At 74.3% G+C, this 24,072-nt stretch carries 19 protein-coding genes and 1 other RNA gene; 15 read left to right on the top strand and 5 right to left on the bottom strand.

Annotation, left to right across the window (positions count from 1 at the left end; genetic code table 11):
- Positions 1-346: 346 nt before the first annotated feature.
- On the bottom strand, positions 347-4,744 hold the full coding sequence (locus DTL70_RS33935; protein WP_220183667.1) for an FtsK/SpoIIIE domain-containing protein: 4,398 nt from the start codon (positions 4,742-4,744) through the stop codon (positions 347-349).
- Positions 4,745-5,318: 574 nt separating this feature from the next.
- On the opposite strand from DTL70_RS33935, the gene DTL70_RS28895 reads away from it, so the two are divergent.
- The 6 genes from DTL70_RS28895 to DTL70_RS28920 all read left to right on the top strand — a co-directional run bounded on the left by DTL70_RS28895 (position 5,319) and on the right by DTL70_RS28920 (position 12,751).
- Positions 5,319-7,094 (top strand): serine/threonine-protein kinase, encoded by a 1,776-nt coding sequence (locus tag DTL70_RS28895; RefSeq protein ID WP_114024954.1) that lies wholly within the window; start codon positions 5,319-5,321, stop codon positions 7,092-7,094.
- A 131-nt stretch (positions 7,095-7,225) separates the two neighbouring features.
- Entirely contained in the window at positions 7,226-8,488 is a 1,263-nt protein-coding gene (locus tag DTL70_RS28900) for a serine/threonine-protein kinase (RefSeq protein WP_114024955.1), read from the top strand.
- A gap of 107 nt (positions 8,489-8,595) precedes the next feature.
- Positions 8,596-9,747 carry an iron-containing redox enzyme family protein gene (locus DTL70_RS28905; RefSeq protein ID WP_114024956.1) on the top strand — a complete coding sequence of 384 codons (1,152 nt, stop codon included), beginning with the start codon at positions 8,596-8,598 and terminating at the stop codon, positions 9,745-9,747.
- A gap of 12 nt (positions 9,748-9,759) precedes the next feature.
- Positions 9,760-10,533, top strand: a complete 774-nt coding sequence (locus DTL70_RS28910) for a 2OG-Fe dioxygenase family protein (RefSeq protein ID WP_114024957.1) — start codon at positions 9,760-9,762, stop codon at positions 10,531-10,533.
- A gap of 36 nt (positions 10,534-10,569) precedes the next feature.
- Positions 10,570-11,685 carry a peptide chain release factor 2 gene (gene prfB / locus DTL70_RS28915; RefSeq protein ID WP_114024958.1) on the top strand — a complete coding sequence of 372 codons (1,116 nt, stop codon included), beginning with the start codon at positions 10,570-10,572 and terminating at the stop codon, positions 11,683-11,685.
- Positions 11,686-11,926: 241 nt separating this feature from the next.
- Positions 11,927-12,751: an LPXTG cell wall anchor domain-containing protein gene (locus DTL70_RS28920; RefSeq protein WP_114024959.1), complete on the top strand. Its 825-nt coding sequence runs from the start codon at positions 11,927-11,929 to the stop codon at positions 12,749-12,751.
- Positions 12,752-12,900: 149 nt separating this feature from the next.
- Here DTL70_RS28920 and DTL70_RS28925 read toward each other — a convergent pair whose 3' ends face one another.
- Positions 12,901-13,095 carry a hypothetical protein gene (locus tag DTL70_RS28925; RefSeq protein WP_114024960.1) on the bottom strand — a complete coding sequence of 65 codons (195 nt, stop codon included), beginning with the start codon at positions 13,093-13,095 and terminating at the stop codon, positions 12,901-12,903.
- A 288-nt stretch (positions 13,096-13,383) separates the two neighbouring features.
- Between DTL70_RS28925 and ftsE the strand changes: the two genes are divergently transcribed.
- The 7 genes from ftsE (at position 13,384) to DTL70_RS28960 (ending at position 19,338) form a co-directional block, all read left to right on the top strand.
- Complete coding sequence (ftsE, locus tag DTL70_RS28930; RefSeq protein ID WP_114024961.1) at positions 13,384-14,073, top strand: cell division ATP-binding protein FtsE; 690 nt, start codon at positions 13,384-13,386, stop codon at positions 14,071-14,073.
- 22 nt (positions 14,074-14,095) lie between these two features.
- Positions 14,096-15,007: a permease-like cell division protein FtsX gene (gene ftsX, locus DTL70_RS28935; protein WP_114024962.1), complete on the top strand. Its 912-nt coding sequence runs from the start codon at positions 14,096-14,098 to the stop codon at positions 15,005-15,007.
- 68 nt (positions 15,008-15,075) lie between these two features.
- Positions 15,076-16,401 (top strand): S41 family peptidase, encoded by a 1,326-nt coding sequence (locus DTL70_RS28940; protein WP_114024963.1) that lies wholly within the window; start codon positions 15,076-15,078, stop codon positions 16,399-16,401.
- Positions 16,402-16,419: 18 nt separating this feature from the next.
- The gene (smpB, locus tag DTL70_RS28945; protein WP_114024964.1) at positions 16,420-16,947 is read left to right on the top strand and encodes an SsrA-binding protein SmpB; all 528 of its coding nucleotides are present in this window, start codon (positions 16,420-16,422) and stop codon (positions 16,945-16,947) included.
- Positions 16,948-17,084: 137 nt separating this feature from the next.
- Positions 17,085-17,457, top strand: a transfer-messenger RNA (tmRNA) gene (gene ssrA / locus DTL70_RS28950).
- Between the two features lie 242 nt (positions 17,458-17,699).
- Positions 17,700-18,344 carry a GOLPH3/VPS74 family protein gene (locus tag DTL70_RS28955; RefSeq protein WP_114013798.1) on the top strand — a complete coding sequence of 215 codons (645 nt, stop codon included), beginning with the start codon at positions 17,700-17,702 and terminating at the stop codon, positions 18,342-18,344.
- Positions 18,345-18,408: 64 nt separating this feature from the next.
- The gene (locus DTL70_RS28960; RefSeq protein WP_114024965.1) at positions 18,409-19,338 is read left to right on the top strand and encodes an oxygenase MpaB family protein; all 930 of its coding nucleotides are present in this window, start codon (positions 18,409-18,411) and stop codon (positions 19,336-19,338) included.
- A 155-nt stretch (positions 19,339-19,493) separates the two neighbouring features.
- Here the strand turns inward: DTL70_RS28960 and DTL70_RS28965 are convergent, their stop codons facing one another.
- Positions 19,494-20,267: an SDR family NAD(P)-dependent oxidoreductase gene (locus DTL70_RS28965; RefSeq protein WP_114024966.1), complete on the bottom strand. Its 774-nt coding sequence runs from the start codon at positions 20,265-20,267 to the stop codon at positions 19,494-19,496.
- A 128-nt stretch (positions 20,268-20,395) separates the two neighbouring features.
- Between DTL70_RS28965 and DTL70_RS28970 the strand changes: the two genes are divergently transcribed.
- Complete coding sequence (locus tag DTL70_RS28970) at positions 20,396-21,016, top strand: TetR/AcrR family transcriptional regulator (RefSeq protein ID WP_114024967.1); 621 nt, start codon at positions 20,396-20,398, stop codon at positions 21,014-21,016.
- 28 nt (positions 21,017-21,044) lie between these two features.
- Here DTL70_RS28970 and DTL70_RS28975 read toward each other — a convergent pair whose 3' ends face one another.
- Positions 21,045-21,980: an alpha/beta fold hydrolase gene (locus tag DTL70_RS28975; protein WP_114024968.1), complete on the bottom strand. Its 936-nt coding sequence runs from the start codon at positions 21,978-21,980 to the stop codon at positions 21,045-21,047.
- Positions 21,981-22,105: 125 nt separating this feature from the next.
- Here DTL70_RS28975 and DTL70_RS28980 point away from each other — a divergent pair, with 125 nt between their 5' ends.
- Complete coding sequence (locus DTL70_RS28980; protein ID WP_245979943.1) at positions 22,106-22,942, top strand: TetR/AcrR family transcriptional regulator; 837 nt, start codon at positions 22,106-22,108, stop codon at positions 22,940-22,942.
- Positions 22,943-22,972: 30 nt separating this feature from the next.
- Here the strand turns inward: DTL70_RS28980 and DTL70_RS28985 are convergent, their stop codons facing one another.
- Positions 22,973-24,061 carry an EamA family transporter gene (locus DTL70_RS28985; protein ID WP_245979945.1) on the bottom strand — a complete coding sequence of 363 codons (1,089 nt, stop codon included), beginning with the start codon at positions 24,059-24,061 and terminating at the stop codon, positions 22,973-22,975.
- Positions 24,062-24,072 lie beyond the last annotated feature (11 nt).

The following is a 24,072-nucleotide window of genomic DNA, read 5'->3' on the forward strand; positions in this document are numbered from 1 at the left end:
CTGGGAGCCACGGGGCAGTTGAGTCACCCGTACGGAGGGCGCGCACACTTCGCGGCCGTGCGCGGACGCTCTCCCTCAGGCGGCGCCCGAGCCCTCTCGGCGGGCGCGCGGCCTCCCCGCCGCTACCGGGGCGCGCGCCCCTCGGCAGGCCCGTCCCGACCCCTCCCGTCGCCCGACGCGAGCACGGCTGTGGACTCATGGCTGCCGTGGCACTGCGGTGAGGCCGCGGTCATGAGGGCACGCCCCAGCACCCGTGGCGCGCGCACATCCGGCGCTCACCGTGGGTGGACGGCGCGCACGCGGCCGGTCGCTGCGGGGGCCCGCCCGCCGGCGGGCCCCGTGGCCTCTACCGCGCGCGGGCCGCCTGCTGGGCGGCGCGCTCCATGGCGCTGGCGAGGAGCGCCAGGTCCGTCGGCCCGTTGCCGAGCTCGCGCACCTGCCGCCGCGCGGGCGGATCACCGGCCCGGGCCCAGTCCAACGGCACCACGGTCGGCCGTACCGTCGCCGTCCGCGGGATGCGTCCCGTCACCCGCCCCGCCTGGAAGGCGACGGGGGCGGCGGCCTCGACGGTTTCGGTGTCCCCCGCCCCCCGGCCTCCTCGGGGCCGTCGCACGACCAGAGTGCCGCGCCCGGGTGGTGCGGCCGCCGGCCCGGACTCGCCGCCGGTCAACCGCGCGTGCAGCGCCGCCTGTTGTGCCAGGAGGGTGGCCGCCGTCCGGTCGGGGCGTCCGGTCGCCGCGACGACGTGCACGCCCAACCGCGCTCCCGACCTGACCACGGCCTCCAGCGCGCGCACGACCGAACCGGCCGCCGGACGGCCGGGGTTGCCCAGGGCCGGGTCGACCAGCGTGTCGAAGTCGTCGACGAGCACGACGAGGCGGGGCGGCACGCCGTTGGGACCCAGGGGTGAGGGAGCGGCGAGCGCGCTCGCGGCCTCGGCCGTCCCGGCCCGCTCGCCGCCTCCCCGCTCGCCGCTCACCTGACGCAGCCGCAGGGTGCGCTGTGTCCGGTCCGACTCGAGCGCACCGGCCGACTCGCCACCTGCGCGCTCGTCCTGGCCGCCGGCGGCTTGGCCCCCGGTCACCTGGCTGCCGGGAGCCTGGCTGCCTGGCGGAGCGCCCGGGTGGCCGCCGGCCGGGGCCGGGGCGCCCGCACGGGGGGCGCCGCCGGGCGAGGCGTCACCGGCCCCGTCGGCCGGGTCCTGAGACTGCGTGGCCTGGGACGGAAGCGTCTCCCGCCACGTGCCGGACCTCTCGGCGGACGGGCGGGACGCGGCGTACGTGCCGGGCGCGCCACCGGAGCCGCCGAAACCGCCCGCGCCTTCGGCGGGGCCGCCGTCCTGCCCGCCACCTGACCCGCGCGGTCCAAGGCCCCCAAGGCCCTGGGCCTGTCGGGCGGGTTGCCCGGCGGCCACCGCCGTCCGCTCGTCCGGCGCCTGAGCGGGGGCCGGCACCTGCACTTCGGCTCCGGCGGACGAGGACTCACCCGAGGAGGCGGATACGGGGGCTGATGCCGTCCCGGCGCGGGAGCTCCCACCGGCGGCGGGTGTCGCCGCCCGTTCCGGCGCCTGGCGGGGGGCCACCACGCGGCCGCCGGGCCTGGCGGCCAGCCGCACGTACGCGTCGTAGCTGCTGTCGTCCCCGATGAGCTCCGCGCGCCGCTTCACCTCGGCGCTCAGCGCCTGTGCGAACTGCCGCATGCGCACCGGATCGCCCGCCACCAGGTGTTCGGTGACGTGGGGCAGGTCCGTGCAGGCGCGCAGGCCCTCGCCGGAGCCGGCCCCCGCGCCGTCCACGAGGACGAGAGCGAGCCTGTCGGGCCGCTCCCCGGCGGCGAGCGAGGCCGACAGCGAGCGCAGCAGCTCCGTCTTCCCGGCCCCGGCGCCTCCGCTGATCAGGGCGTGGCCCCCCGCGGGGGCGGCTTCGACGCCGGCCTCCGCCGCCTGCGCCGCCGCTGTCGTCGGCATCCCTGCCGCCGGCTCCCCGGCCGGTCCCGCCCGGTCGCCGAGGTGGGCGAGGTCGGCCTCCAAGGGGCCGTGGGGCCCCGCGCCGAAGACGAGAGGGGCACGTCCCGCGGGGGTGCTGAGCCGTTCCGACCAGCGGGCCAGGAGCGCGGCGGGGGTGGCGCGGGCCAGGCCCAGCTCGTCCAGCAGCCGGCACTGTTCGGGCAGGGTCACGGTGGGTCGGGTGAGGCCCGCGCGGGCCGCCGCGTCGTCCGGTTCCCTGAGGGGGGCCAGAGCCCGTGCGAACCGTTCGGCCCAGGCGAGCGAGACGGCGTCGACGGTCGCGACGGGACCGCCCGCACCGTCCGCCGCCGTGAAGGTGTGTCCGGGCGCGGCGCCGCCGGGCGCCGCCGGGTGGCCCGGCGCTGCGGGACGGCCCTGGTGCTCCGGGCGCCCCGTCGGACCGGTGTGGCCGGGCGCGCGGTGCAGCACGCGGACGGCCGTGGCGACGTCGCCGCTCAGCAGCGCGACCGTGCCGCACTCGGGGAAGACCGGGCACACCGCGTTCGCCGCCTCGACCGTGGCCGTCACCGGCGAGGAGGGGCTGGCCGCCGGTGTCTCGGCGAGGCAGATCAGGTGGATGCCCGCAGCCGCGCCCTCCCGCGCCAGCCGCTCCACACTCGCGCGCAGAGCCGCCGAGCCGGGGTCCCCGTCCACCACCACGACGACGGCGGGGCCCACCCGGGCGTCGCGAGGCGACGCCGCGTGGCCTTCCCGCGGCCCGCCGGGCAGACCGCCACCGCCCTGGGGGGCGGCATCCCCGGCGGCGGCCTCCGGCGAGACGGCTTCCGGGCTGACGGGAACAGCGGGTGCGATGCCGGCGGCGTCGAGGCGCCGGATGAGCTCGGCGGTGCGTGCCGCGGCCTGTTCGCGGTCGTACGCCGTCAGCAGGCCGCAGTCCTGGCCGTGCGCCGGGCGCAGGTGCGGCAGCCAGCCCAGCCACGACCACTCCTGCCGCCGGGTCTCGGCGTCGCGCGTACGGTCGGCGGACAGCACGACGATCTCCAGGGCGCTCGGCCCGTGCAGGGCGGCCAGCTGGGCGAGCACCGCCCGGGCCAGTCCCGCCAGCCGCGCCCGCGGTCCTGCCAGCCCGAGGGATCGTGCCTGCCGCAGGTCCACGGTGACCGGGTCGCCGTGTCCGCCGCCGCGGTGGCTGACGCCGAGGCGCACCGTGAGGGCGTCGGGGTGGCCCGGGGCGCGCTCCCACAGGCGGGGCCCCGGGCCCAGCGCGTTCAGCAGCACCGCCGCCGGGTCCGGCCAGCGTGCCTCCCACTCGTGCGGCGTGAGCCTGGGCCCGGCCGCGCCCCACGCGCCCGGCTCCTGCGGGTGCGCGGCGAGACCGTCGGCGGTGCCGGAGCCGTACCGGGTGGGCCCGCTGGGCAGCCCTTCGCGGGGGTCTGGCGTGGGCGGCGGCTCGCTGACCAGGGAGGGGCCGCCCGCGACCCCGGCCTCGCTCGGGTCGGGGCCCTGGGCCGGTTCCGCGCGGCCGCCCGCGAACCGGCGCGCCCAGGCGCCGAGCCCCTTGCCTTTCCGAGCGCTCGCGTCCCGCGCGCCGAGCCCCGGCGGAGGGGCGACGCCGAAACCGTGGGTCTCCTCGGTACCGGCACGCGTACCGGCACCGGCACCACCGCCGGGGAAGGGACCGCCCGGCGTGTACGCGTGCCCTTCGGGGCCCCGCTCGGCCGCCTCGTGGCCGAACCCACCGCCGCCGCGCTGCCCACGCGCGTCCCCGTACGGACCGGTGGCGTCCCCGTACGGACCGGTGGCGCTTGTGTAGGGGCCGGTGGCCGGGCGGGGGTCGGCCCGCGGGCCGGGGCCCTCGGCGGAGGCGGAGTCGTCCTGGCGCGCCAGGCGGAGCCTGCCCTCCCCGTCGGGGACGGTGGGCAGCGCGAGCGGGGGCAGGGACGCGGCGCTGCTCTGCTCGGCGGGGGCGCCGGAGCCCGCCGCCTCCAGCCGCAGGGACGTCTCACCGAGGCGGAGTGTCGCGCCGGGAGGGAAGAGGGCCGGCTGGGTGCCGACCGGCGCGCCGTCCAGGGTGGTGCCGTTGGTGGAGCCGAGGTCGGTGACGGTGACCGCGCCGCCGTCGGTGACCGTCACCGCGCAGTGCAGCCGGGAGACGTCCGGGTCGTCCAGGGGGACGTCCGCCTCGGCCGAGCGCCCCAGCAGGACCTTCCCGCCCTGGAGGAGGTGGATGCCGCCCGCGTCGGGGCCCGCCACGACGTGCAGCCTGGCCTTGGCCGAGCCGTACGCCCGCAGGGCCGTGAGAGCGGCGCCGTGCGCGGGCAGGGTGGCGGGCGCGACCGGTGCGTGGAGCGAGACGAGCGCGCCGTCCAGCAGGGGCGGCTCGCCGATGATCTGACGGTGCGGGTCGAGGCGCCGCGTGCCGGCGTAGACGACGACGGGTTCCTGCGGCCCGTCCTCGCCCCCGGACTTACCGCCCACGGGCGCCGGCTCGTGCCCCGTGGCGCGTGGGGTGCCCGGGGGCCTCGAAGCACTCGTGGACCCCGAGGTGTCCGTGTCGCCCGGAGCCGCCGAGCCGGCCAGCGCCGCCGCTGTCGAGGTCGCCAGCGCCCCCGTCACCGCGGAGAGCACCGTGCCGGCCGGGGCGGTGACCAGCACGTTCGCAGACCCGACGGGGTGGGTCTGCGGCGTGCCGGAACCACCGGCGCCCGCCGTGCCGCCCGAGCCTCCCGCGCTGCGTGCGCCGCGTGGCGCCAGGGCGACAGTCAGCCGGATCTGCATCTGCCCCTCCAGGTCCCGTCCGCATCCTTCTGAGCGGTCCGTCCGCGTCGTCCTGCCCGCGGTCGGCCCGCGTCATTCTGTCCCTAGCCCGCACCGCGTCTGCCCGCGGTCCACGACACCCTTCGCGGCAACGTCCGTCCCGCGTCCTGCCCGCGGTCCGCCGCGCCGCCGTTCTTCCGTTTCTTCCGTTCTCCGTCCTGCCGCGCCGTCCGCCGCACCGCCGCGCGCCGTCCACCGCCCGGGCCGCCGCGCCGCCGTGTGCCGTCCACCGCGCCGTTCCGCATCGTCCGCCTGCGGTGCGTCCGGCCGGTTCTCGCATGCATACTCGCACTCGCCGCCGACAACGGGGCCCGTCCTGGCCACTTCATGATCAGGCCGGGCGGAACGATCTTGTCCGGGTGTGCGTGGCGCCGCAACCATCCCCCCGCTCAGTGCGTCTCAGCAGGGAGCCGCCGAGCGCCCCGGAGCCGCGGGGCGCGGGTCTGCGCGGGGGAACGTCCGCGGGCCCGGCCCCGCCTTGCGGGGCGGCACTATTGTGGGCGGGATAGCAGTACGAGACCAGGGAGCGCATGACGTGCGGCCGGTAGGCAGCAAGTACCTGCTCGAAGAGCCGCTGGGGCGCGGCGCCACGGGCACCGTCTGGCGGGCCCGCGTGGGGGCACCCCCTGCTCCGGAGCTTGTCGGAGGAGCTAGGGGGAATGAGACGGCGGGCTCCGAGGCGGCGGTGGCCGGGCAGCCCGGCGAGACCGTCGCGATCAAGGTCCTCAAGGAGGAGCTGGCGGGCGACCCGGACGTGGTGATGCGGTTCCTGCGGGAGCGCTCCGTTCTCCTGCGGCTGACGCACCACAACATCGTCAGAACCCGCGATCTCGTGGTCGAGGGCGATCTCCTGGCGCTCGTGATGGATCTCATCGAGGGCCCTGACCTGCATCGCTATCTGCGCGAGAACGGCCCGTTCTCGCCCATCGCGGCGTGTCTGGTCACCGCGCAGGTGGCCGACGCGCTGGCGGCGAGCCATGCGGACGGGGTGGTGCACCGGGATCTCAAGCCCGCGAACGTGCTGCTCACCGAGGACGAGAACGGCATGCGTCCGATGCTGACCGACTTCGGTATCGCGCGCCTGGCGGACTCGCCGGGGCTGACCCGTACCCAGGAGTTCGTGGGCACCCCCGCCTACGTGGCGCCCGAGTCGGCCGAGGGCCGGCCGCAGACGTCGGCTGTGGACATCTACGGCGCGGGGATCGTGCTGTACGAGCTGGTCACCGGGCGTCCGCCGTTCAGCGGCGACAACGCGCTCGCGGTGCTGCACCAGCATCTGGCGCAGGATCCCGAGCGTCCCGCGAACATTCCGAATCCGCTGTGGACGGTCATCGAGCGCTGTCTGCGCAAGAACCCGGACGAGCGGCCCAGTGCCGTCAATCTCGCGCGGGGGCTGCGGACGGTCGCCGACGGCATCGGTGCCCAGGCCACTCCGCAGGCGGCCGGTGCCGCGCTGGGTGTGGGCGCGCTGCTGGTGCCCGATCCGACGCCCGCGCCGGTGCCGGAGTCCGGTTCGCTCGCCGGCGGCGCCCCGGGCGCGGGCGACTCCGACCCGACGCAGGTCCTTCCGCACGGTGCGGGGTCCGGTGCGGGGCCCGGCGGGCAGTACGACCCGTCGGCGGAGACGAACGTGCTGCCGCAGACGGGCGGCCCCGGCGGTCCGGGAGGGCAGGGTCCGCACGCCGATCCGACGCAGGTGATGCCTCCCGTTCCCGGCAACCCCCCGCAGGGGCAATCGCCGCAGCAGGACGGGCCGCACCCGTGGGAGAACCAGCTGCGCGCCGCGCGGGACCGCAACGAGCAGACGCAGTTCCAGCCGCTGGATCCGAGCATGGACCCGCTGCGCCGCCGCCCGCAGCGCCAGGCCCCGCAGCCGCCCCCGGCCCCGTACGGGCAGCAGGGCTATGGCCAGCAGGGCTATGGCCAGCAGGGGTATGGGCAGCAGCCTCCGCAGCAGTACGGCGGGCAGCAGCACCCCGGGCCCCGGCAGCAGCCGCAGCAGCCTCCGCAGCGGTACGAGCCGCAGCCCTCGCGGCGCCGCGAGCCGAGGCCGCAGCGGGAGCCGCGTCCGCCGCGTGAGCCCAGGCCGCAGCGGGAGCCGCGGCAGCGCAGCGCGAACCCGATGCGGATTCCGGGGCTCGGCTGCCTCAAGGGCTGCCTGTTCATGATCGTCATACTGGTGGTGGCGGGCGTGCTGATCTGGAACTTCACGCCGGTGCCGGAGTGGTGGGCGCAGGGCAAGAGCTTCTGGGAGTCGGCCAGGGACGTCTTCGACCAGATAGGGGACTTCTTCTCGAAGTTCAACGGCTGACGGGACGGCCCGTCAGCCGTCCGCCGACCTTGGGGATTTGTCGACTTCCAAAGGGGGATTTCCCCCGCAGAAGTGACAGTTACCGGTATCCGGGGCTCCCAAGGCCCGCCGTGCCGCGTAGCTTTGTCGCCATGGCAAGGAAGATCGGCAGTCGCTACACGGCACACCAGATCCTCGGGCGCGGCAGCGCGGGAACGGTGTGGCTCGGCGACGGACCCGAGGGTCCTGTCGCCATCAAGTTGCTGCGCGAGGACCTGGCCGCCGACCAGGACCTGGTCGAGCGGTTCGTGCAGGAGCGCAGCGCCCTGCTCCACCTCGACCATCCCCGCGTCGTCGGTGTCCGCGATCTGGTGGTGGACGGGAACGAGCTGGCCCTGGTCATGGACCTGGTGCGCGGCACCGACCTGCGGACCCGCCTGGAGCGGGACCGCCGCCTCGCACCCGAGGCGGCCGCCGCCATCGCGGCGGACGTCGCGGACGGGCTGGCGGCCGCGCACGCCGCGGGTCTTGTGCACCGGGACGTGAAGCCGGAGAACGTCCTGCTGGACGCCCTCTCGCTGGAGGGGCCCGGCGGGGCGCCGCCCGCGCTGCTGACCGACTTCGGTGTGGCCAAGCTCATCGACTCGCCCAGCCGTACCCGCGCCACCTCCATCATCGGGACGCCCGACTACCTGGCGCCCGAGATCGTGGAGGGGCTGCCGCCGCGCGCCGCCGTCGACATCTACGCGCTGGCCACCGTGCTCTACGAGCTGATGGCGGGCTTCACCCCGTTCGGCGGCGGGCACCCGGGCGCGGTGCTGCGGCGCCACGTGACGGAGTCCGTCGCGCCGCTGCCGGGCATCCCGGACGAGCTGTGGCAGCTCGTCCACCAGTGTCTGGCCAAGGCTCCGGCCTCCCGGCTGCGGGCCGTGGAGCTGGCGACCCGGCTGCGGGAGCTGCTGCCCTCGCTGGAGGGGCTGCCGCCGCTCGACATCGACGAGCACGTCGAGGACGGCTACGGGCACGACGAGGCGGCCGAGGCCGACGGCGAGGGCGCGGCGTCCGGGCCCGCCACGGGTGCGGCCCAGGCCGCGGCGAGCGGCGGCGCGGTGCCGCTCGTGCACTCGCGGGTGGGCCCTGACGCCAACCGGGACACCCACACGAGCATGCGCGTGCCGGCGGCGGACGAACTGGCCGGCGGGGCGCACGGCACCGCTCGCGCGCCCCGTCCGGTGGGGGAGGCGCGGGCCGGCTCCGCGAAGCGCCACCGGGTTGCCGAACGCCGGCGGCGGCTCAAGATAGGCGTTGTGGCCGCGCTGGTGGCCGCGGCGCTCGCCGTGGGCGGCTGGCTGGCCACGTCTCAGGACGAAACAGGGTCGTTGCCCGCACCCGCGGCCGGGTACTCGGGCGACTGACCGCCGACCGGTGGCCGGGCACGCCGTACCGCGTCCGCACCACCGTCCGGCGGCACGCGCGGCCCGTTCCGCGCACGCCCGAAAGCCGAGACGACGGGAGCGCCCCCATGACGGCGACCACCAGGCAGGCGGCGCGGCCCACCGCCGCCGCACCGGCCGCGCCCCCGGCGGCGGCCACGCCCGCCACCGCGCCCGCGCACGGGCCCGCGCTGCCCGAGCCGCGCGGTCCCCTGTCAGCGGGCGTCCTGGCGGCGCTGGGCGGCGGCAGCGGGCGCCTGGACGACCTCCCTGCCCGGGCGGTGACCGCCGACCCGTACGGCGAGGATCTGCACCTGGCCCTCTACGTGCTCTACGAGCTGCACTACCGCGGCTTCGCCCAGGTGGCCGAGGACCGCGAGTGGGATCCCGAGCTGCTGCGGGTGCGCCGGGCGCTGGAGGACCACTTCCTGGCCGCCCTCCGCAGGGACGTGCCCGCGGGGTGCACCGTGGACGAGGCCTTCGGTGAACTCCTGGTCGAGCCCGTCGAGCCGGCCGGTCATGAGGGCGGCGTCGCCCACCACCTCCAGTTCCACGGCGAGCGGTGGCAGCTGCGCGAGTACGCGGCGCTGCGCTCGCTCTACCACCTGAAGGAGGCCGACCCGCACGCCTGGGTGATCCCGCGGCTGACCGGCGCCGAGAAGGCCGCGATGGTGGCCATCGAGTACGACGAGTTCGGCGCGGGCCGCGCCGAGGACGTGCACGCCCGGCTGTTCGCCGGCCTGATGCGCGACCTGGACCTGGACGACACCTATGGGCGCTACCTGGACGCCGCGCCGGGCCCTGCCCTCGCCCTGGTCAACCTGATGTCGCTGTTCGGGCTGCACAGGGCGCTGCGCGGCGCGCTGGTGGGCCATTTCGCCTGTGTGGAGGTCACCTCTTCGCCGGGCTCCCGCCGGCTGGCGGCGGCGATGCGCAGGCTTGAGGCGGGTGCGGCGGCGGAGCGGTTCTACGACGAGCACGTGGAGGCCGACGCCGTGCACGAGCAGGTGGTGCGCCGGGAGGTGATCGGCGGCCTGCTGGCGAGCGAACCCGCGCAGGAGCCGGAGATCGCCTTCGGCGCCGACGCCACCGTCCTGCTGGAGGAGCGGCTGGGTGCCGCGCTGCTGGAGGCGTGGCGTACGGGCGCCTCGGGTTTGCGGACGCCGCTGCAGCCGGAGCCGGGCCCGGCTTTGGCGGGGTCCGGTGCCGAGAGCCCGGATGCGGACCCGGCGGGCGCGTAGGAGGATTGCCGCATGGTGGACATAGCGGGTGCTCAGACGGAGAAGAGCGCGGGCGAGGTCGCCGAGGCCCGGCAGGCGCTGCTGTCCCGGCGGGCCCACGTGATGCGGCCCGCCACCCTCTCGCGGTGCGTGGGCGCGGACGAGACGGACTGGCGCCGCTTCGCCTCCCACTGGGAGGACCTGGAGGCGGACGGGTACGCCGCACGGCACGGCACGCGACGGCTGCGCCGCTACGGGCACTTCCTGCTCGACCGCACGGGAGTGCTGCGCCCGATGCCGCACCTGGCCTTCGCGCAGCCCGAGGAGACCAACCGGCTGCACGTCGGCGAGGACCGCCACTTCGCACCGCTGACCGACGCCTTCGTGACCGACCCCCTGTTCACGTCGCTGACCCGGATGCTCGGACAGCTCGCGACCTGCCTGCACGACGCCGACGAGTGGAGCGTGAAGGTGCACCCGTTCCGGGTCGTCGCCTCCGCCGACGCCGACGGGCAGCCCACCCCCGAGGGCCGCCACCGGGACGGCGTCACGCTGGTGACGTCGCTGATGATCGGCCGCGAGAACGCGGTCGGCGGCCAGAGCACCGTCACCGCACCGGACGGCACCCGCGTGCTGGCCACCACGCTGCACGAGCGCGGCACCCTCCTGCTCGGCGACGACCGCGCCACCTGGCACGAGGTCGACCCGGTGCGGCCCGCCGACGGCCTCCACCCGGCGCGCCGCGACGTCCTCGTCACCACGCTGACCGCACACCGGAACGCGGAGCGTGACGCCCAAGTGGGCTAAGGCCTGGGGTGGCGGCTTGCCGTTAGGGTGGGGAGCGTGGCAGTCGTCGATGTATCCGAAGAGCTGAAGTCCCTCTCCTCCACCATGGAGTCGATCGAGGCCGTCCTTGACCTGGGCAAGATGCGGTCAGACATCGCCGCGCTCGAGGAGCAGGCGGCGGCCCCCGACCTGTGGGACGACGTCGAGCGCGCTCAGCAGGTGACCAGTCGGCTCTCCTATCTCCAGGGGCAGCTGCGCAAGGTCGAGGAGCTGCGCGGGCGCATCGACGACGTGGGGGTGCTCTTCGAGCTGGCCGAGGACGAGGGCGACGCCGACGCGCGCGCCGAGGCCGAGGGCGAGCTGGAGTCCGTCCGCAAGACGGTGGACGAGCTGGAGGTCCGCACCCTGCTGTCGGGCGAGTACGACCCGCGTGAGGCGGTCGTCAGCGTCCGGGCCGAGGCGGGCGGCGTGGACGCCGCCGACTTCGCCGAGCAGCTGATGCGGATGTACCTGCGCTGGGCCGAGCGGCGCGGCTACCCCACCGAGGTCTTCGACACCTCCTACGCGGAGGAGGCCGGGATCAAGTCCGCGACCTTCACGGTGAAGGCCCCCTACGCCTACGGCACGCTCTCCGTCGAACAGGGCACGCACCGCATGGTGCGGATCTCCCCGTTCGACAACCAGGGCCGCCGTCAGACCTCGTTCGCCGGGGTCGAGGTGCTGCCGGTGGTCGAGCAGGTCGACCACATCGACATCCCCGAGAACGAGCTGCGGATCGACGTCTTCCGCTCCTCGGGCCCGGGCGGCCAGTCGGTCAACACCACCGACTCGGCGGTCCGGATGACGCACCTGCCCACCGGCATCGTCGTCTCCTGCCAGAACGAGAAGTCGCAGATCCAAAACCGCGCCGCCGCCATGCGCGTCATGCAGGCCCGTCTGCTGGCCCACCGCCGCCAGGAGGAGCAGGCCAAGATGGACGCCCTCAAGGGGGACGGCGGCAACTCCTGGGGCAGCCAGATGCGTTCGTACGTGCTGCACCCCTACCAGATGGTCAAGGACCTGCGCACCGAACACGAGGTCGGCAACCCGCAGTCCGTTCTCGACGGCGACCTCGACGGCTTCCTGGAGGCCGGAATCCGCTGGCGCAAGCAGCAGGAACAGGCCCGGGACTGACGTTCCGTCAGCCGGTTCATTCGGTCTTCGCTTGACGGGCGTGTGAAGGCTGGGGAAAGCTGTTCGCTCGGCATGCCTGTGTCAGGGGCGCATGTACGGGGTGAAGAAAGCGCCCCGGTGAGCAAACGGCGGGAGCCCGGGGTGGGGACGAACCAGTTCGCCTCGACGGCACGCCCGGTGCGGACGCGCTCCGCGCGCAGCTGCCCCATGGACGAGTACAGCTACTGGGGGTAGTTGGAACATGAGCAAATCGAAGACGCGGCTGCGGGTCGCGCGCATAGCCGCGGCGACCGTGTTCGCGGCCGGCGCCTCGCTGACCGCGGCGGGCGCCGCTCAGGCGGCGGGGCCGGACGAGGGCCCTGGCGGCTCCGGCGGTGGTGACAACGGCGGTGTCATCGGCGGCATCATCGGCGGCCTCATCGGCGGCGGGGACAGCGGTGGTGACGACGGCGGCGACTCCGGCGGCATCGGTGGCGACGACGGCGGCGGTGACGACGGCGGTGGTGACGACGGCGGCATCGGCGGCACCGTCATCGGCGGCGACGACAACGGCGGCGGTGACAACGGTGGCGGCGACGACGGCGGCATCGGCGGCGACGACGGCGGCGGTGACGACGGCGGTCCCGGCGGCAACGGTGGCCCGGGCGGCAACGGCGGCCCCGGCGGCGGTGACGACAACGGCGGCGGCGACAACGGCAACGGTGGCAACGGGAACGGCGGCAACGGCGGCAACGCCGACGGCGGCGGGAACGGTGGCAACGGCGGGAACGGCGGCAACGGTGGTGGCGGCGAGGAGCCCGCGACCATCGGCGGTTCCGGCGGTGGCGACGACGACACCTGCGAGCTCGACGGCGACAACGTCAACTGCCAGGGCGGCGGCGCCAACCCGGACAGCGCCGGCAGCCAGCCGGTGCAGGACAGCAAGCCCGAGGCGCCGAAGGACGAGCTGGCCGAGACCGGTTCGACCGAGACGACGTTCCTCCTCGTGGGCGCCGCGACGATGATCGCCGGTGGCATCGGCTTCCGCCTGATGCCGCGCATGGTCAACCGTCGTACCGCTGCGTAACAGCACGACTGCCGCGTAGCGGCAGACACGCATCGCGCCGGGTTCGGGGGCCTTCGGGCCGCCGGGCCCGGCGCGCTGTCGTCGCACCCGCACCGGCGTGCCGCTCGGGCCCGCGCGGTGCTCGAAGCAGGTGGCGGCCCCGTGCCGCGTCAGGCCGTGGCGACCTTCTGCGCCACCAGCGCCACGGCTATCAGCGTCGCCAGCAAGGCGATCAGCGCGGCGGGGGACAGGCTGGCGAGCGGGGACTCGCGGTGCAGGCGCTCGCGGTGGGCGCGGCACACGGCGCACCGGCCCTCGCTCACGGGCCCCGCGCAGTTGGCACACACCAGTCGGTCGCATGTCATGCGAATCCCTCCTCAGCCGCGCCAACGCCACCCGTACGTGATTCGTTCCCCATAGGTGCTCTACTCCACTCTGCCAGGTGACGGCAGCTTCCGCAGAAACAAGCAGGTGGAGCGCGAACGCACCGGTGAGGGGGCGCCGGTGCGAGTGGCGTACGCCGGTGCCGCGTGCACGGCACGCCACGCTTCGCGTATGGTCGCCCACACCGCACCCCCGGCTGAACGCGGGAGGTGCCCCAGGGGCCGCACCGCGGCTTCCGTTGCCCCTACCCAGGCCGACGTGGTGTATCCGTGATCCGATTCGACAGCGTCTCCAAGTCCTACCCCAAGCAGAACCGCCCGGCGCTCCGCGACGTTTCGCTGGAGGTCGAGCGCGGTGAGTTCGTCTTCCTCGTGGGCTCCTCCGGCTCCGGCAAGTCCACCTTCCTGCGGCTGATCCTGCGCGAGGAGCGCGCCAGCACGGGCCAGGTCCACGTGCTGGGCAAGGACCTGGCACGGCTGTCGAACTGGAAGGTGCCGCACATGCGGCGCCAGCTCGGCACGGTCTTCCAGGACTTCCGGCTGCTGGGCAACAAGACGGTCGGGGAGAACGTGGCGTTCGCGCTGGAGGTCATCGGCAAGTCCCGGGTCCAGATCCGCAAGACGGTGCCCGAAGTCCTCGACCTCGTGGGACTGGGCGGCAAGGAGGAGCGGATGCCGGGTGAGCTCTCGGGCGGTGAGCAGCAGCGCGTGGCCATCGCCCGGGCGTTCGCCAACCGGCCCATGCTGCTGATCGCCGACGAGCCGACCGGCAACCTGGACCCGCAGACCTCCGTCGGCATCATGAAGCTGCTCGACCGCATCAACCGCACGGGGACCACCGTGGTGATGGCCACCCACGATCAGCAGATCGTCGACCAGATGCGCAAGCGCGTCGTCGAGCTGGAGACCGGCCGCCTCGTGCGCGACCAGTCGCGCGGCGTCTACGGATACCAGCACTGAGGAAAGCCGAGGAAAGCACGCCATGCGCGCCCAGTTCGTTCTGTCGGAGATCAGCGTCGGTCTCCGTCGCAATCTCACGATGACCTTCGCGGTGATCGTCTCCGTCGCCCTGTCGCTCGCGCTGGCGGGCGGCTCGCTGCTCGCCCGTGAGCAGGTCAGCACGATGAAGGGATTCTGGTACGACAAGGTCCAGGTCTCCATCTATCTGTGCAACAAGAACGACGCCTCCTCGGACCCCAACTGCGACAAGGGTGCCGTCACCTCGCAGCAGAAGCAGGAGATCAAGACCGACCTGGAGAAGCTCGACGTCGTCGAGAAGATCTACTTCGAGTCCGCCGACGAGGCGTACAAGCACTACAAGCAGGACTTCAAGGACTCCCCGCTGGCCGACTCGCTGACCGCGGACCAGATGCAGGAGTCCTATCGGGTCAAGCTCAAGGACCCCACGAAGTACCAGGTCCTCCAGACGGCGTTCTCCGGCAGACAGGGCGTGCAGGAGGTGCAGGACCAGCGCAGTCTGCTGGAGAACATCTTCAACCTCCTCAACGGCATGAACATCGCGGCGCTGTGCGTGATGGCGCTGATGCTGGTGGTGGCGCTGCTGTTGATCGTCAACACGGTGCGGGTCTCGGCGTTCAGCCGCCGCCGGGAGACGGGCATCATGCGGCTGGTCGGCGCCTCCAGCTTCTACATCCAGATGCCGTTCATCCTGGAGGCGGCCATCGCGGGCCTGATCGGCGCCGGTTTCGCCTGCGTGCTGCTCGTGTTCGGCAAGTACTTCCTGATCAACAACTGGCTCCAGGAGAAGATCCTGCTGATCAACTTCATCGGCTGGGACGCCGTGATCAAGGTGCTGCCGTTGATCCTCGCGGTGGGGGTTCTGGTGCCGGCGGCAGCAGCGTTCATCACGTTGCGCAAGTACCTGAAGGTGTGACACAGGACGCGGGGTGCCCTTGTCGCAACCGCCCGTAGAGCGCCCCGCGCTGCCCTACACTCCGGACCATGCCAGGCTCGTGGTTCCTCGATACGCGCCCGCGCCGGTCGCGGCGCGGGGCCCTGACATTGGTGTTCGTCGGCGTGCTGGCGACCGGCGCCGCCACCGGCTCCTTCGGCGGTGAGCTGACCGCCCTCGGCTCCCCCGCGGGCTCCGACGCGGCGGCGCACCGCACCGCGGCCGGCGGGCCCGGCGCCGGAGGTGACGGCAAGGGCGAGGCGCCCGGCAACGCGCGCGAGGCGCGGGAGCGGGCCGGGGACGACGCCGACGTCGTCGTCAGCCGCAGCGGCGACCGCTGGTCCGCGGCCTACACGGCGCGCGAGTACGCGCAGCTGCGGCACGCCCTGGAGGGCGGCTACGTCGGCGTCGGCATCTCCGTACGCCAGACCCGCACGGGTGACGGGGGGTTCCGAGGGGACGGCGGGCGGACGCACGGCGGCAGCGGGGACGGGCGGCAGGACGGGCCGGTGCACGGCCGCCGCACGGCGATCGAGGTGGACCGCGTGCGGCCGGGCAGCCCCGCCGACGACGCCGGAGTCCGGTCCGGCGACCGGCTGCGCTCCGTGGCCGGGCAGCCGGTGACCGGCAAGCCCGTGACCTCCGTCGTCGCCCTGCTGCGCGGCTCGGACGCGCCGAGCGGCGCCGCCGCACCCGGCACCCACGTCACGCTGCACCTCGTACGCGACGGGCGCGAGCTGACCCGCACCCTGCGGCGCGCACAGCTGACGACCGAGTCCGTGCGCGTCCGGCGGCTGGGTGACGGCGTCACCCGCATCAAGGTCGCCGCCTTCACCCGCGGCGCGGGCGAACGGGTGCGCGAGGCCGTCCGCGAGCAGGTCCCCGCGGACGGGGCCATCGTCCTCGACCTGCGGGGCAACTCCGGCGGCCTGGTCGACGAGGCCGTCACCGCGGCGTCCGCCTTCCTCGACGGCGGCCTCGTCGCCACCTACGACGACAACGGCAGGCAGCGGGCCCTGTACGCCGAACGCGACGACGCCGGCAGCGGAGCGGGCGGCGTCGACGTGGAGCGCCGCCCCGTCGTCGTCCTCGTCGACAGCGGCACCATGAGCGCCGCCGAACTGCTGACCGGCGCGCTCCAGGACCGGGGGCGCGCCGTCGTCGTCGGCTCCCGCACCTTCGGCAAGGGCTCCGTGCAGATGCCCGAGCACCAGAGTGACGGCTCCGTCGCCGAGCTGACGGTCGGTCACTACACGACTCCGTCAGGTCGCGACGTGGAGGGGCGGGGCCTCACCCCCGACCTCGCCGTCCACGACACGGACGCGGCCATGCAGCGGGCGAGGACAGTATTGAGTGGCCTCGAAGCCCGGTCGTAGTGGGAGAATGGCCGGGCTATGGCGAAGATGAAGACGCAACGGACCAAGGCGAAGGCCAAGGACGACAAGGACGCCAGGAAGCTCGTCGCGCAGAACAAGAAGGCGCGCCACGACTACCTGGTGCTGGACACCTACGAGTGCGGCATCGCGCTGACGGGCACCGAGGTCAAGTCGCTGCGCATGGGCCGCGCCTCCCTCGTCGACGGCTTCGCCCAGGTCGACGGCGGCGAGGTGTGGCTGCACAACGTCCACATCCCCGAGTACGCGCAGGGCACGTGGACCAACCACGCCGCCCGCCGCAAGCGGAAGCTGCTGCTGCACCGCGTGGAGATCGACAAGCTCACCGGCAAGCTCCAGGAGACGGGCCTGACCCTCGTCCCCCTCCAGCTCTACTTCTACCGGGGCCGCGCCAAGGTCGAGATCGCCCTCGCGCGAGGCAAGAAGGAGTACGACAAGCGGCACACGCTCCGCGAGAAGCAGGACCGGCGCGAGGCCGACCGCGCGATGTCCGCGGCCCGGCGGCGGCAGCGGAGCATGGCCAGGTAGCCGTCCCGCCGGCCCCGGGCCCCGTCCGGGAGCCCGGCGGAATAGGGGAGGGCCCGAAATGGTTGGCACAGGTGCGCCCAGGTCACGTACCATGGGCGTCAGCCCTCACAGCGGGGCGGAGTTTCTCAACTCAACATGGGGATGATCGGTTTCGACAGCGAACGTCGAAGCAGGGGAAGCGAGCCGAGGAACGCGGCAATGATCTCGTTAACCACGTGCCGCAAAAAAATAATCGCCAACACCAAGCGCGATTCCTTCGCCCTCGCTGCCTGAGCAGCGACCTGCGAAGTGTCAGCCCGGGGTAGTTCCCGCCCCGGTTCCTGGCATCAGCTAAGGGGACTCACCGCGTAGGCCCGGTCACGGGGCCTGCCGGGACATCACACAGTGACTGGGCCCGTCGGAGACTTGTCCGCGTGATCTCCGGGGCCGAGAAAATCGCAGCGGACTGCGCTCGGAGAAGCCCTGTTTCCACTTCGTTGGACGCGGGTTCGATTCCCGCCATCTCCACGAAGGCGAGAGGCGAGGTGTGCCCACGGACAGCGTGGGCCGCCTCGCCTTCGTTGTTTTGCGCGGCTTCGCCGCGCGTGAGCGGGGGCTTCGCCACCCGCACCCCCTTCACAGGGGTGGGGCGGCGTGGTGTCGGTGCCCTCTCCTGGTCTGCGGAGTGCAGGCGCGATCTTGGTGCTCTCTGGTGTGCTGATCAGGGCTTTTTCGGGGTTCCCGGGGTTTCGGTGGCGTGCTGTGATGGGGGTATGGAACAGATACCGGGCAGCTTGCCGAGGCGGCTCTTCCTGCTGGCGTGCGACGTCGAGAAGGAGCGGCTGAAGTGGGGGGACGAGTTGGGGTATGCGATCAGGGCGGCCACGTTGGCCGAGCTCGAGGCGCGGGCGTGCCTGAAGGACGACCGGGGTAAGGCCCGGCCCGTCGGGGGAGGCCGCCGTACCGGTGATCCCGTGTTGGACGGCGCCCTGCGCTCCGTCGAGGGCCACTCCCGTGCCCGCCGCTGGCACACGCTCGTGCAGAAGGAGCGCCGGGAGACGTGTCTGGCGGTCGAGAGCGACCTGGTCGGGGCGGGGCTGATCTCCGTCGCCTCCCGGACGCTGCGCCGCAAGGAGATCACGGTGCGTGACAAGCGGCTTCCTGGTCTGCTGCGGGCGGAGGCCGTGGCGACGCTGACGGGCAGCGATCCCGTCGACCGGGTCGAGCCGTCGCGCGCCGCGCTCGCCTCGTTCGCGGCGCTGGCTCGGCTGTGCCCCGAGCTGAGCTGGGGGGTGCGGCACCGCAACCGCCGGCGGCTCAAGGAGCTGACGGCCCGCGCGGGGGTCGCCGGGCCCGCGTTGAAGAAGGCGCTCGACGCGCGGACGGCGGCGGCGAGCGGGGCCTCGGCGGGGGGCTGACGTCGACACGCGCGGCCTCTACGCTGCGAGCGGGCAGCCGCGCCCGGAGCGGAAGGAGCGCCCGATGGTGCGAGGCGACATGCCGGAACCGCTGGGTCCCGACTCGCTGACCTGGAAGTACTTCGGTGACTGGCGCGGCGTCCTGCTGGCGCCCTGGGCCGGGGCGATGCAGAACATGCATCCACAGCTGGGCGCGGGGGTCGCGGAGCACTCGCGCTTCTTCGAGGAGCGGTGGGAGCGGCTGTTCCGTTCGCTGTATCCGATCGGCGGTGTCGTCTACGACGGGCCGCGTGCGGTCGAGACGGCGCGGCAGGTGCGCGGCTACCACCACACCATCAAGGGGACCGACCGCGAAGGGCGCCCGTATCACGCCCTCGACCCGGACACGTTCTACTGGGCGCACGCCACCTTCTTCGTGCTGACTCTCCTGGTCGCGGACCGGCTCGGGCCCGGTCTGACGCAGGCGCAGAAGCGCCGGTTGTTCGACGAGCACGTGCAGTGGTGGCGGTTGTACGGGATGAGCATGCGCCCCGTGCCGGCCAGTTGGGAGGACTTTTGCGAGTACTGGGACCGTATGGCGGCGGAGGTGCTGGAGGACAACACGCCGGCCAGGGACGTGCTCGATCTGACGGCGCTGGCGAAGCCGCCCGCGCTGGGGTGGCTGCCCGAGGGGGTGTGGCGGCTGGTGCGCGGGCCGCAGGCGCGGGCCTCGGTGTGGTTCACGGTCGGATTCTTCCCGCCCGCCGTGCGGCGCCGCCTCGGTTACGTGTGGACGGTGCGGGACGAGCGCAGGCTGCGCAGGATCGGGCGGCTCATCCACTGGGGCTGGAAGCTGGTGCCGCCGGCGCGCCGGTTCCATCCCAGGGCGCGGGCCGGATGGGAGCGGGTGCGGGGCGGGCGCGCCGAGCACGCTCCGCGGGTGGAGACTCCGGCCCGCAACCTGCCGCCGCCCGAGGAGCGGGACTGGCCCCAGCACTACTCGCCCCCGGTGTGAGGGCGCGCCCCGAAGGGGCGCGGGGAACTGCCCCCACCAACCACGATCCACCCGCAGACCGCACGCCACGACGAGTGGCACCCCCTGTCGCGGCGCACCGCCCGCAGGGCAAGCCCTACGGCCCGTAGCCCCATAGCCGCGTAAACGCGCGAGCGTTACGCGTTCGCCCCCGCGTCCACCGTGAAAGCCGCACCGGTGGTGCCGCCCGCGTCGGGGTGCACCAGGTGGGCGACCGTCGCCGCGATGCCTTCCGGGGTGCCGTAGCGGCCGAGCGCGGTGAGGGCGCGCTGTCCGTCGGCCCTGTCGCTGTCGGCGGGGTTCATGTCGGTGTCCGTGGAGCCGGGATGGACGAGGTTGGCGGTGATGCCGCGGGGCCCCAGGTCCCGGGCGAGGCCCTTGGTGAGGCCGTTGAGCGCGGACTTGGAGGCGGCGTAGAGGGTGATGCCGCTGCGGGGCACGCGGTCGGCGAGGTTGCTGCCGATGGTGACGATGCGGCCGCCTGCGCGCATGTGGCCGGCGGCTGCTTGCGCGGCGAGCAGGGCGGCGCGGACGTGGACGGCGAGGGCGCGGTCGATGGTGTCGGGCGTGAGCTCCTCCAGCGGGCCTGCGGGGAAGATGCCCGCGTTGTTGACCAGGATGTCGAGGCGCCCGAACTCGCGGGCCGTACGGTGCACGGCCTCCACCGGTTCGGTGGGTGAGGCGCTGTCGGCCCGGATGGCCAGGGCGCGGCGGCCGAGGGCGCGGATGTCTTCGGCGACCTCCTTGGCGCGCTCTTCGGCGCTGACGTAGGTCAGTGCGACGTCCGCTCCGTCGGCCGCCAGCCGCCTGGCGATGGCGGCGCCGATGCCTCTGCTGCCGCCGGTGACCAGTGCGCTCGTGCCGGTGAGCGGGGGGTGGCTGGTGGGTCGGTCCTCGGTAGTGGTGGTCATGGCAGTCCTCACTCGGGGTCGGGGCCGTCGCAGGGCCTACTTCTGTATCGATCGCTTCGTAATTAACTCCCCGAGTATCCTCAGGCGTCAAGGGTTTTCGGAAACGAGCGCTACAGAAAGGGGTCCGGATGGGAGCGGGACGCGGGCGGCCGCGCGCCTTCGATCGGGACGCCGCGCTCGAACGGGCGATGCGCGTCTTCTGGGAACGGGGCTACGAGGCGGCCTCGCTGGCCGAGCTGACCGGCGCCATGGGCATCAGGCCACCCAGCCTCTACGCCGCCTTCGGCTCCAAGGAGCAGCTCTTCCGCGAGGCGGTGGAGCTCTACGGGCGTACCGAGGGCGGCGTCACCGCGCGCGCCCTGCGCGAGGAGAGCACCGCGCGCGAGGCCATCGGTGCGGCGCTCCGCGGCAACGCCTGCGCCTACACCGAGCCGGGCAGCCCCCGGGGCTGCATGGTCGTGCTGTCCGCGACCACCTGCGCTCCCGAGCACGAGACCGTCCGCACCCTGCTGTGCGACGACCGCCGCGCGATGGAGCGTTCGCTCCGCGACCGGATCGACCGCGGCGTCGCGGAGGGCGACGTGCCCGCGGACACGGACACCCGCTCCCTCGCCGCGTTCTACGCCACGGTCCTCTTCGGCCTCTCCGTTCAGGCGCGGGACGGTGCCACACGCGACGACCTCCTGGCGGTGGCGCACGCCGCCATGGCCTCCTGGGACACGCTGGTGCCCCACCCGTCCGTGCGCTGACGACCGCCAGGCGCCGCCCCGCCCCCGGTCAGGGGCGGGTGGGGCGCAGGGTGGTCGAGGTGGCCAGGGTGGCGACTCGGCGGGCGACGTCGGGCCACAGCGCGGCGGGGAGGTCGTGGCCGACGCCGGGGTAGGTGACCAGGCGCGAGTCCGGGACCGTACGGGCGGTGGCCCGGGCCGCGGCCACCCGCAGGATCGGGTCTTCCTGGCCGTGCAGGATGAGGGTGGGGTGCCCGAGGGTGCGCAGGGCCGGGCCGTGCCAGGGGGCGCCGATCTGCCGGCTCTGGGCCTTGGTGTCGCGGGGGCCGGTGTCCGCCTGCGCCTCGGCCCAGGCGCGGGCGGCCGCTTCGTCGAACGGGTAGCCGGGGGAGGAGACGCCGCGCCAGACGGCGACGCTCGCCTCGATGTCGCTTTCGCGGCCCTCGGGGAAGCGGGCGCGGGCGAGCCGGGTGAGCAGGCCGGGGCGGAGGTAGCGCAGGACGCGGAGGCCGGCGACGTCGCTGGGCAGCGCTGCGGAGGTGGTCACGCTCGCCACCCGGCCGGGGTGGCGCAGGGCGAGCCGTTGCGCGAGCAGGCCGCCCAGCGAGTGGCCGAAGACGTGGGCGCGGTCCCAGCTAAGCGCGTCCAGGACGGCCACGGCGTCGTCGGTCATGTCCTCGGCCGTGTAGGGCGCGGGCCGGGCGCGCAGCAGGCTGCGGAGGGGATTGCTCGGGGCGGTGTCCGGTATGCGGCTGGAGTCGCCGGCGTCGCGCTGGTCGTAGCGGGCGACGGCGAATCCGGCGTCGGCGAAGGCCTGGCACAGCCCTGTCGGCCACCAGTGCCGCGCCACTCCGAGCCCCATGATCAGGAGGAGCGGTGCGCCTTCGGTGGCGTCCTCGAACGTGTCGTAGGCGAGGCGTACCTCGTCGTTGTCGGCGAAACGGGTCGTACTCCAGTGCGTTGCGGGTGGTGCCTGTTCCGGCATGGTCGCGCCCTCCTCGGACTGTGACCGCACGCTGTGTCCGCACCCTGTGGCGACGCTGTGCGAGCCTCTGCGGACCTTACTGCGATCGTTGTTCGCGGTACCTGTCCGGTAATCTACCGCATACGTTGTTCGCAGAACAGGAGGTGGCCGTGCGCGAGGAGCCGCCGAGCAGCATCTGGCTGCGCCCCGTACGCGCGGGGAAGGGGCCGGCGCCGACGTTCGCCCGCGAGGACCTCGCGGCGGCGGGCGTCGCGCTGGCCGACGAACAGGGGCTCGCGGCCGTCACCATGCGGGCGGTGGCGCGGGCCCTCGCCTCGGCACCCGCGTCCCTGTACCGGTACGTGACCACCCGCGACGAGCTGCTGGAGCTGATGGTGGACAAGGTGCACGCGGAGATGGATGTCCCCTCGGCGCGGTCGGGGCCGGGCGCGGACCGCCGTCGCCCCGTGACCGGGCTGCTCGCTCTCGCCCGGGAGAGCCGTCGCCTCCACCTCGCCCATCCGTGGCTGCTGGACGCGACGGCCACGCGCCGCCCCCTGGGCCCGCACGGGGTCGCCTACCTCGAACAGGCGCTGGCCGTACTCGCCGACACCCCCGGCAGCGCGCGGAGCAAGCTGGAGGCCATCGGTGTCATGAACGCCGTGGTCGCCTCCCTCAGCCGCGCCGAACTCGACCAGGCCGCCGCCGGGAGGGGGGCGCTCCCGCAGTGGCAGCAGGCCCAGCACGCGTATCTGACCGCGCTCGCGACGGACGGCGACCACCCCCACCTGGTCGCCGCACTGGCCGCCGGGCAGGGAGCCGCCGCCGGGCAGCAGGCTGCCGGTCAGCGGGCCGGCGGCGTGGGCGGCGTGGACGGCGTGGGGGAGGAGTCCGCCGAAGCCCTCTTCGACCGCCTCGTCACCCGCGTACTGGCGGGCCTCCTCGCTCCGGAGGACGGCGGCCCTGCCGCGATGTCGGACTGAGTACGGGCTTGACCGGCAGGCGGGGCGTGGTCACCGCCTGCCGGTCCGTACCGCTCCCGCGCTCGCGGCGACCACCATCGCGATCGCGGCGCACTGGAGCGCCGACAGCCCCTGGTGGAGCACCAGGTATCCGGCCAGCGCGGCGACGGCCGGTGCCAGGCTCGTGAGGACCGCGAAGGTGGCCGCGGGCAGGCGGCGCAGCGCGAGCAGTTCGAGGGTGTAGGGCACGCCGGAGGACATCACCGCGATGGCCAGGCCCAGTACGAGCACGCCGGGTTCGAGCAGGGTCGTTCCGGCGGAGGTGAGGCCGAGCGGCAGGCTGACGAGTGCGGCGACGCTCATCGCGATGGCGAGGCCGTCCAGGCGGGGGAAGCGGGCGCCCGCGCGGGCGTTGAGCAGGATGTACGCGGCCCACATCGCCCCGGCGCCCAGGGCGAAGGCGACGCCGGGGAGGGTGAGCTGGTCGAAGCCGCCACTGCCCAGCAGGTAGACGCCGGCCAGTGCGAGGCCGGCCCACAGCAGGCCGGCGGCGCGGCGGGAGGTGACGGCGGACAGCAGCAGCGGCCCGAGCACTTCGAGGGTGACGGCCGGTCCGAGGGGGATGCGGTCGATCGCCTGGTAGAAGAGCATGTTCATGCCGCCGAGGGCCAGGCCGAAGCCGGCGACGACGGTCCAGTCGGCGCGCGTGTAGCCGCGCAGCCGGGGGCGGGTGACGAGCAGCAGCAGGACGGCGGCGAGCGCGATCCGCAGGGCGACCGTGCCGAGCGCCCCGGCCCGCGGGAACAGCAGCGCGGCGAAGGCCGACCCGAACTGGACGGACACCGTCCCGGCCAGCACGAGGCCGACACCGGTGAGACTGCCGCGCCCGGTGGACCCGCCGACGTGCACACGGACCGCCGAGACCTCAGGCCCGGCGGCCGCTTCCGACCCGGCGTGCCCGGCACCCGCGGTGTTCCCGGCGCCCGCGGTGTTCCCGGGCTTCCCGGTGTCCCCTGCGGACATGGAGGCGGCGGCAGAGACGGACGCCGCGGCAGGCGCGGACGTGGCGGCAGGCACGGGCGTGGCGGCAGGCACGGGCGCGGACGCCGCGGTGGCGGGATCGGGCGCGGTGGAGGTCATGGCCTTCACGC

The organism is Streptomyces diacarni, assembly GCF_003323715.1.
GTDB lineage: Bacteria > Actinomycetota > Actinomycetes > Streptomycetales > Streptomycetaceae > Streptomyces > Streptomyces diacarni.

Excerpts from the sequence above, each read along its gene's own strand:
- DTL70_RS33935 (WP_220183667.1), bottom strand. The coding sequence starts at position 4,744 with ATGCAGATCCGGCTGACTGTCGCCCTGGCGCCACGCGGCGCACGCAGC.
- DTL70_RS28900 (WP_114024955.1), top strand. The coding sequence starts at position 7,226 with ATGGCAAGGAAGATCGGCAGTCGCTACACGGCACACCAGATCCTCGGG.
- DTL70_RS28905 (WP_114024956.1), top strand. The coding sequence starts at position 8,596 with ATGACGGCGACCACCAGGCAGGCGGCGCGGCCCACCGCCGCCGCACCG.
- DTL70_RS28910 (WP_114024957.1), top strand. The coding sequence starts at position 9,760 with ATGGTGGACATAGCGGGTGCTCAGACGGAGAAGAGCGCGGGCGAGGTC.
- DTL70_RS28920 (WP_114024959.1), top strand. The coding sequence starts at position 11,927 with ATGAGCAAATCGAAGACGCGGCTGCGGGTCGCGCGCATAGCCGCGGCG.
- DTL70_RS28925 (WP_114024960.1), bottom strand. The coding sequence starts at position 13,095 with ATGACATGCGACCGACTGGTGTGTGCCAACTGCGCGGGGCCCGTGAGC.
- ftsX (WP_114024962.1), top strand. The coding sequence starts at position 14,096 with ATGCGCGCCCAGTTCGTTCTGTCGGAGATCAGCGTCGGTCTCCGTCGC.
- DTL70_RS28940 (WP_114024963.1), top strand. The coding sequence starts at position 15,076 with ATGCCAGGCTCGTGGTTCCTCGATACGCGCCCGCGCCGGTCGCGGCGC.
- smpB (WP_114024964.1), top strand. The coding sequence starts at position 16,420 with ATGGCGAAGATGAAGACGCAACGGACCAAGGCGAAGGCCAAGGACGAC.
- DTL70_RS28955 (WP_114013798.1), top strand. The coding sequence starts at position 17,700 with ATGGAACAGATACCGGGCAGCTTGCCGAGGCGGCTCTTCCTGCTGGCG.
- DTL70_RS28960 (WP_114024965.1), top strand. The coding sequence starts at position 18,409 with ATGGTGCGAGGCGACATGCCGGAACCGCTGGGTCCCGACTCGCTGACC.
- DTL70_RS28965 (WP_114024966.1), bottom strand. The coding sequence starts at position 20,267 with ATGACCACCACTACCGAGGACCGACCCACCAGCCACCCCCCGCTCACC.
- DTL70_RS28970 (WP_114024967.1), top strand. The coding sequence starts at position 20,396 with ATGGGAGCGGGACGCGGGCGGCCGCGCGCCTTCGATCGGGACGCCGCG.
- DTL70_RS28975 (WP_114024968.1), bottom strand. The coding sequence starts at position 21,980 with ATGCCGGAACAGGCACCACCCGCAACGCACTGGAGTACGACCCGTTTC.
- DTL70_RS28985 (WP_245979945.1), bottom strand. The coding sequence starts at position 24,061 with ATGACCTCCACCGCGCCCGATCCCGCCACCGCGGCGTCCGCGCCCGTG.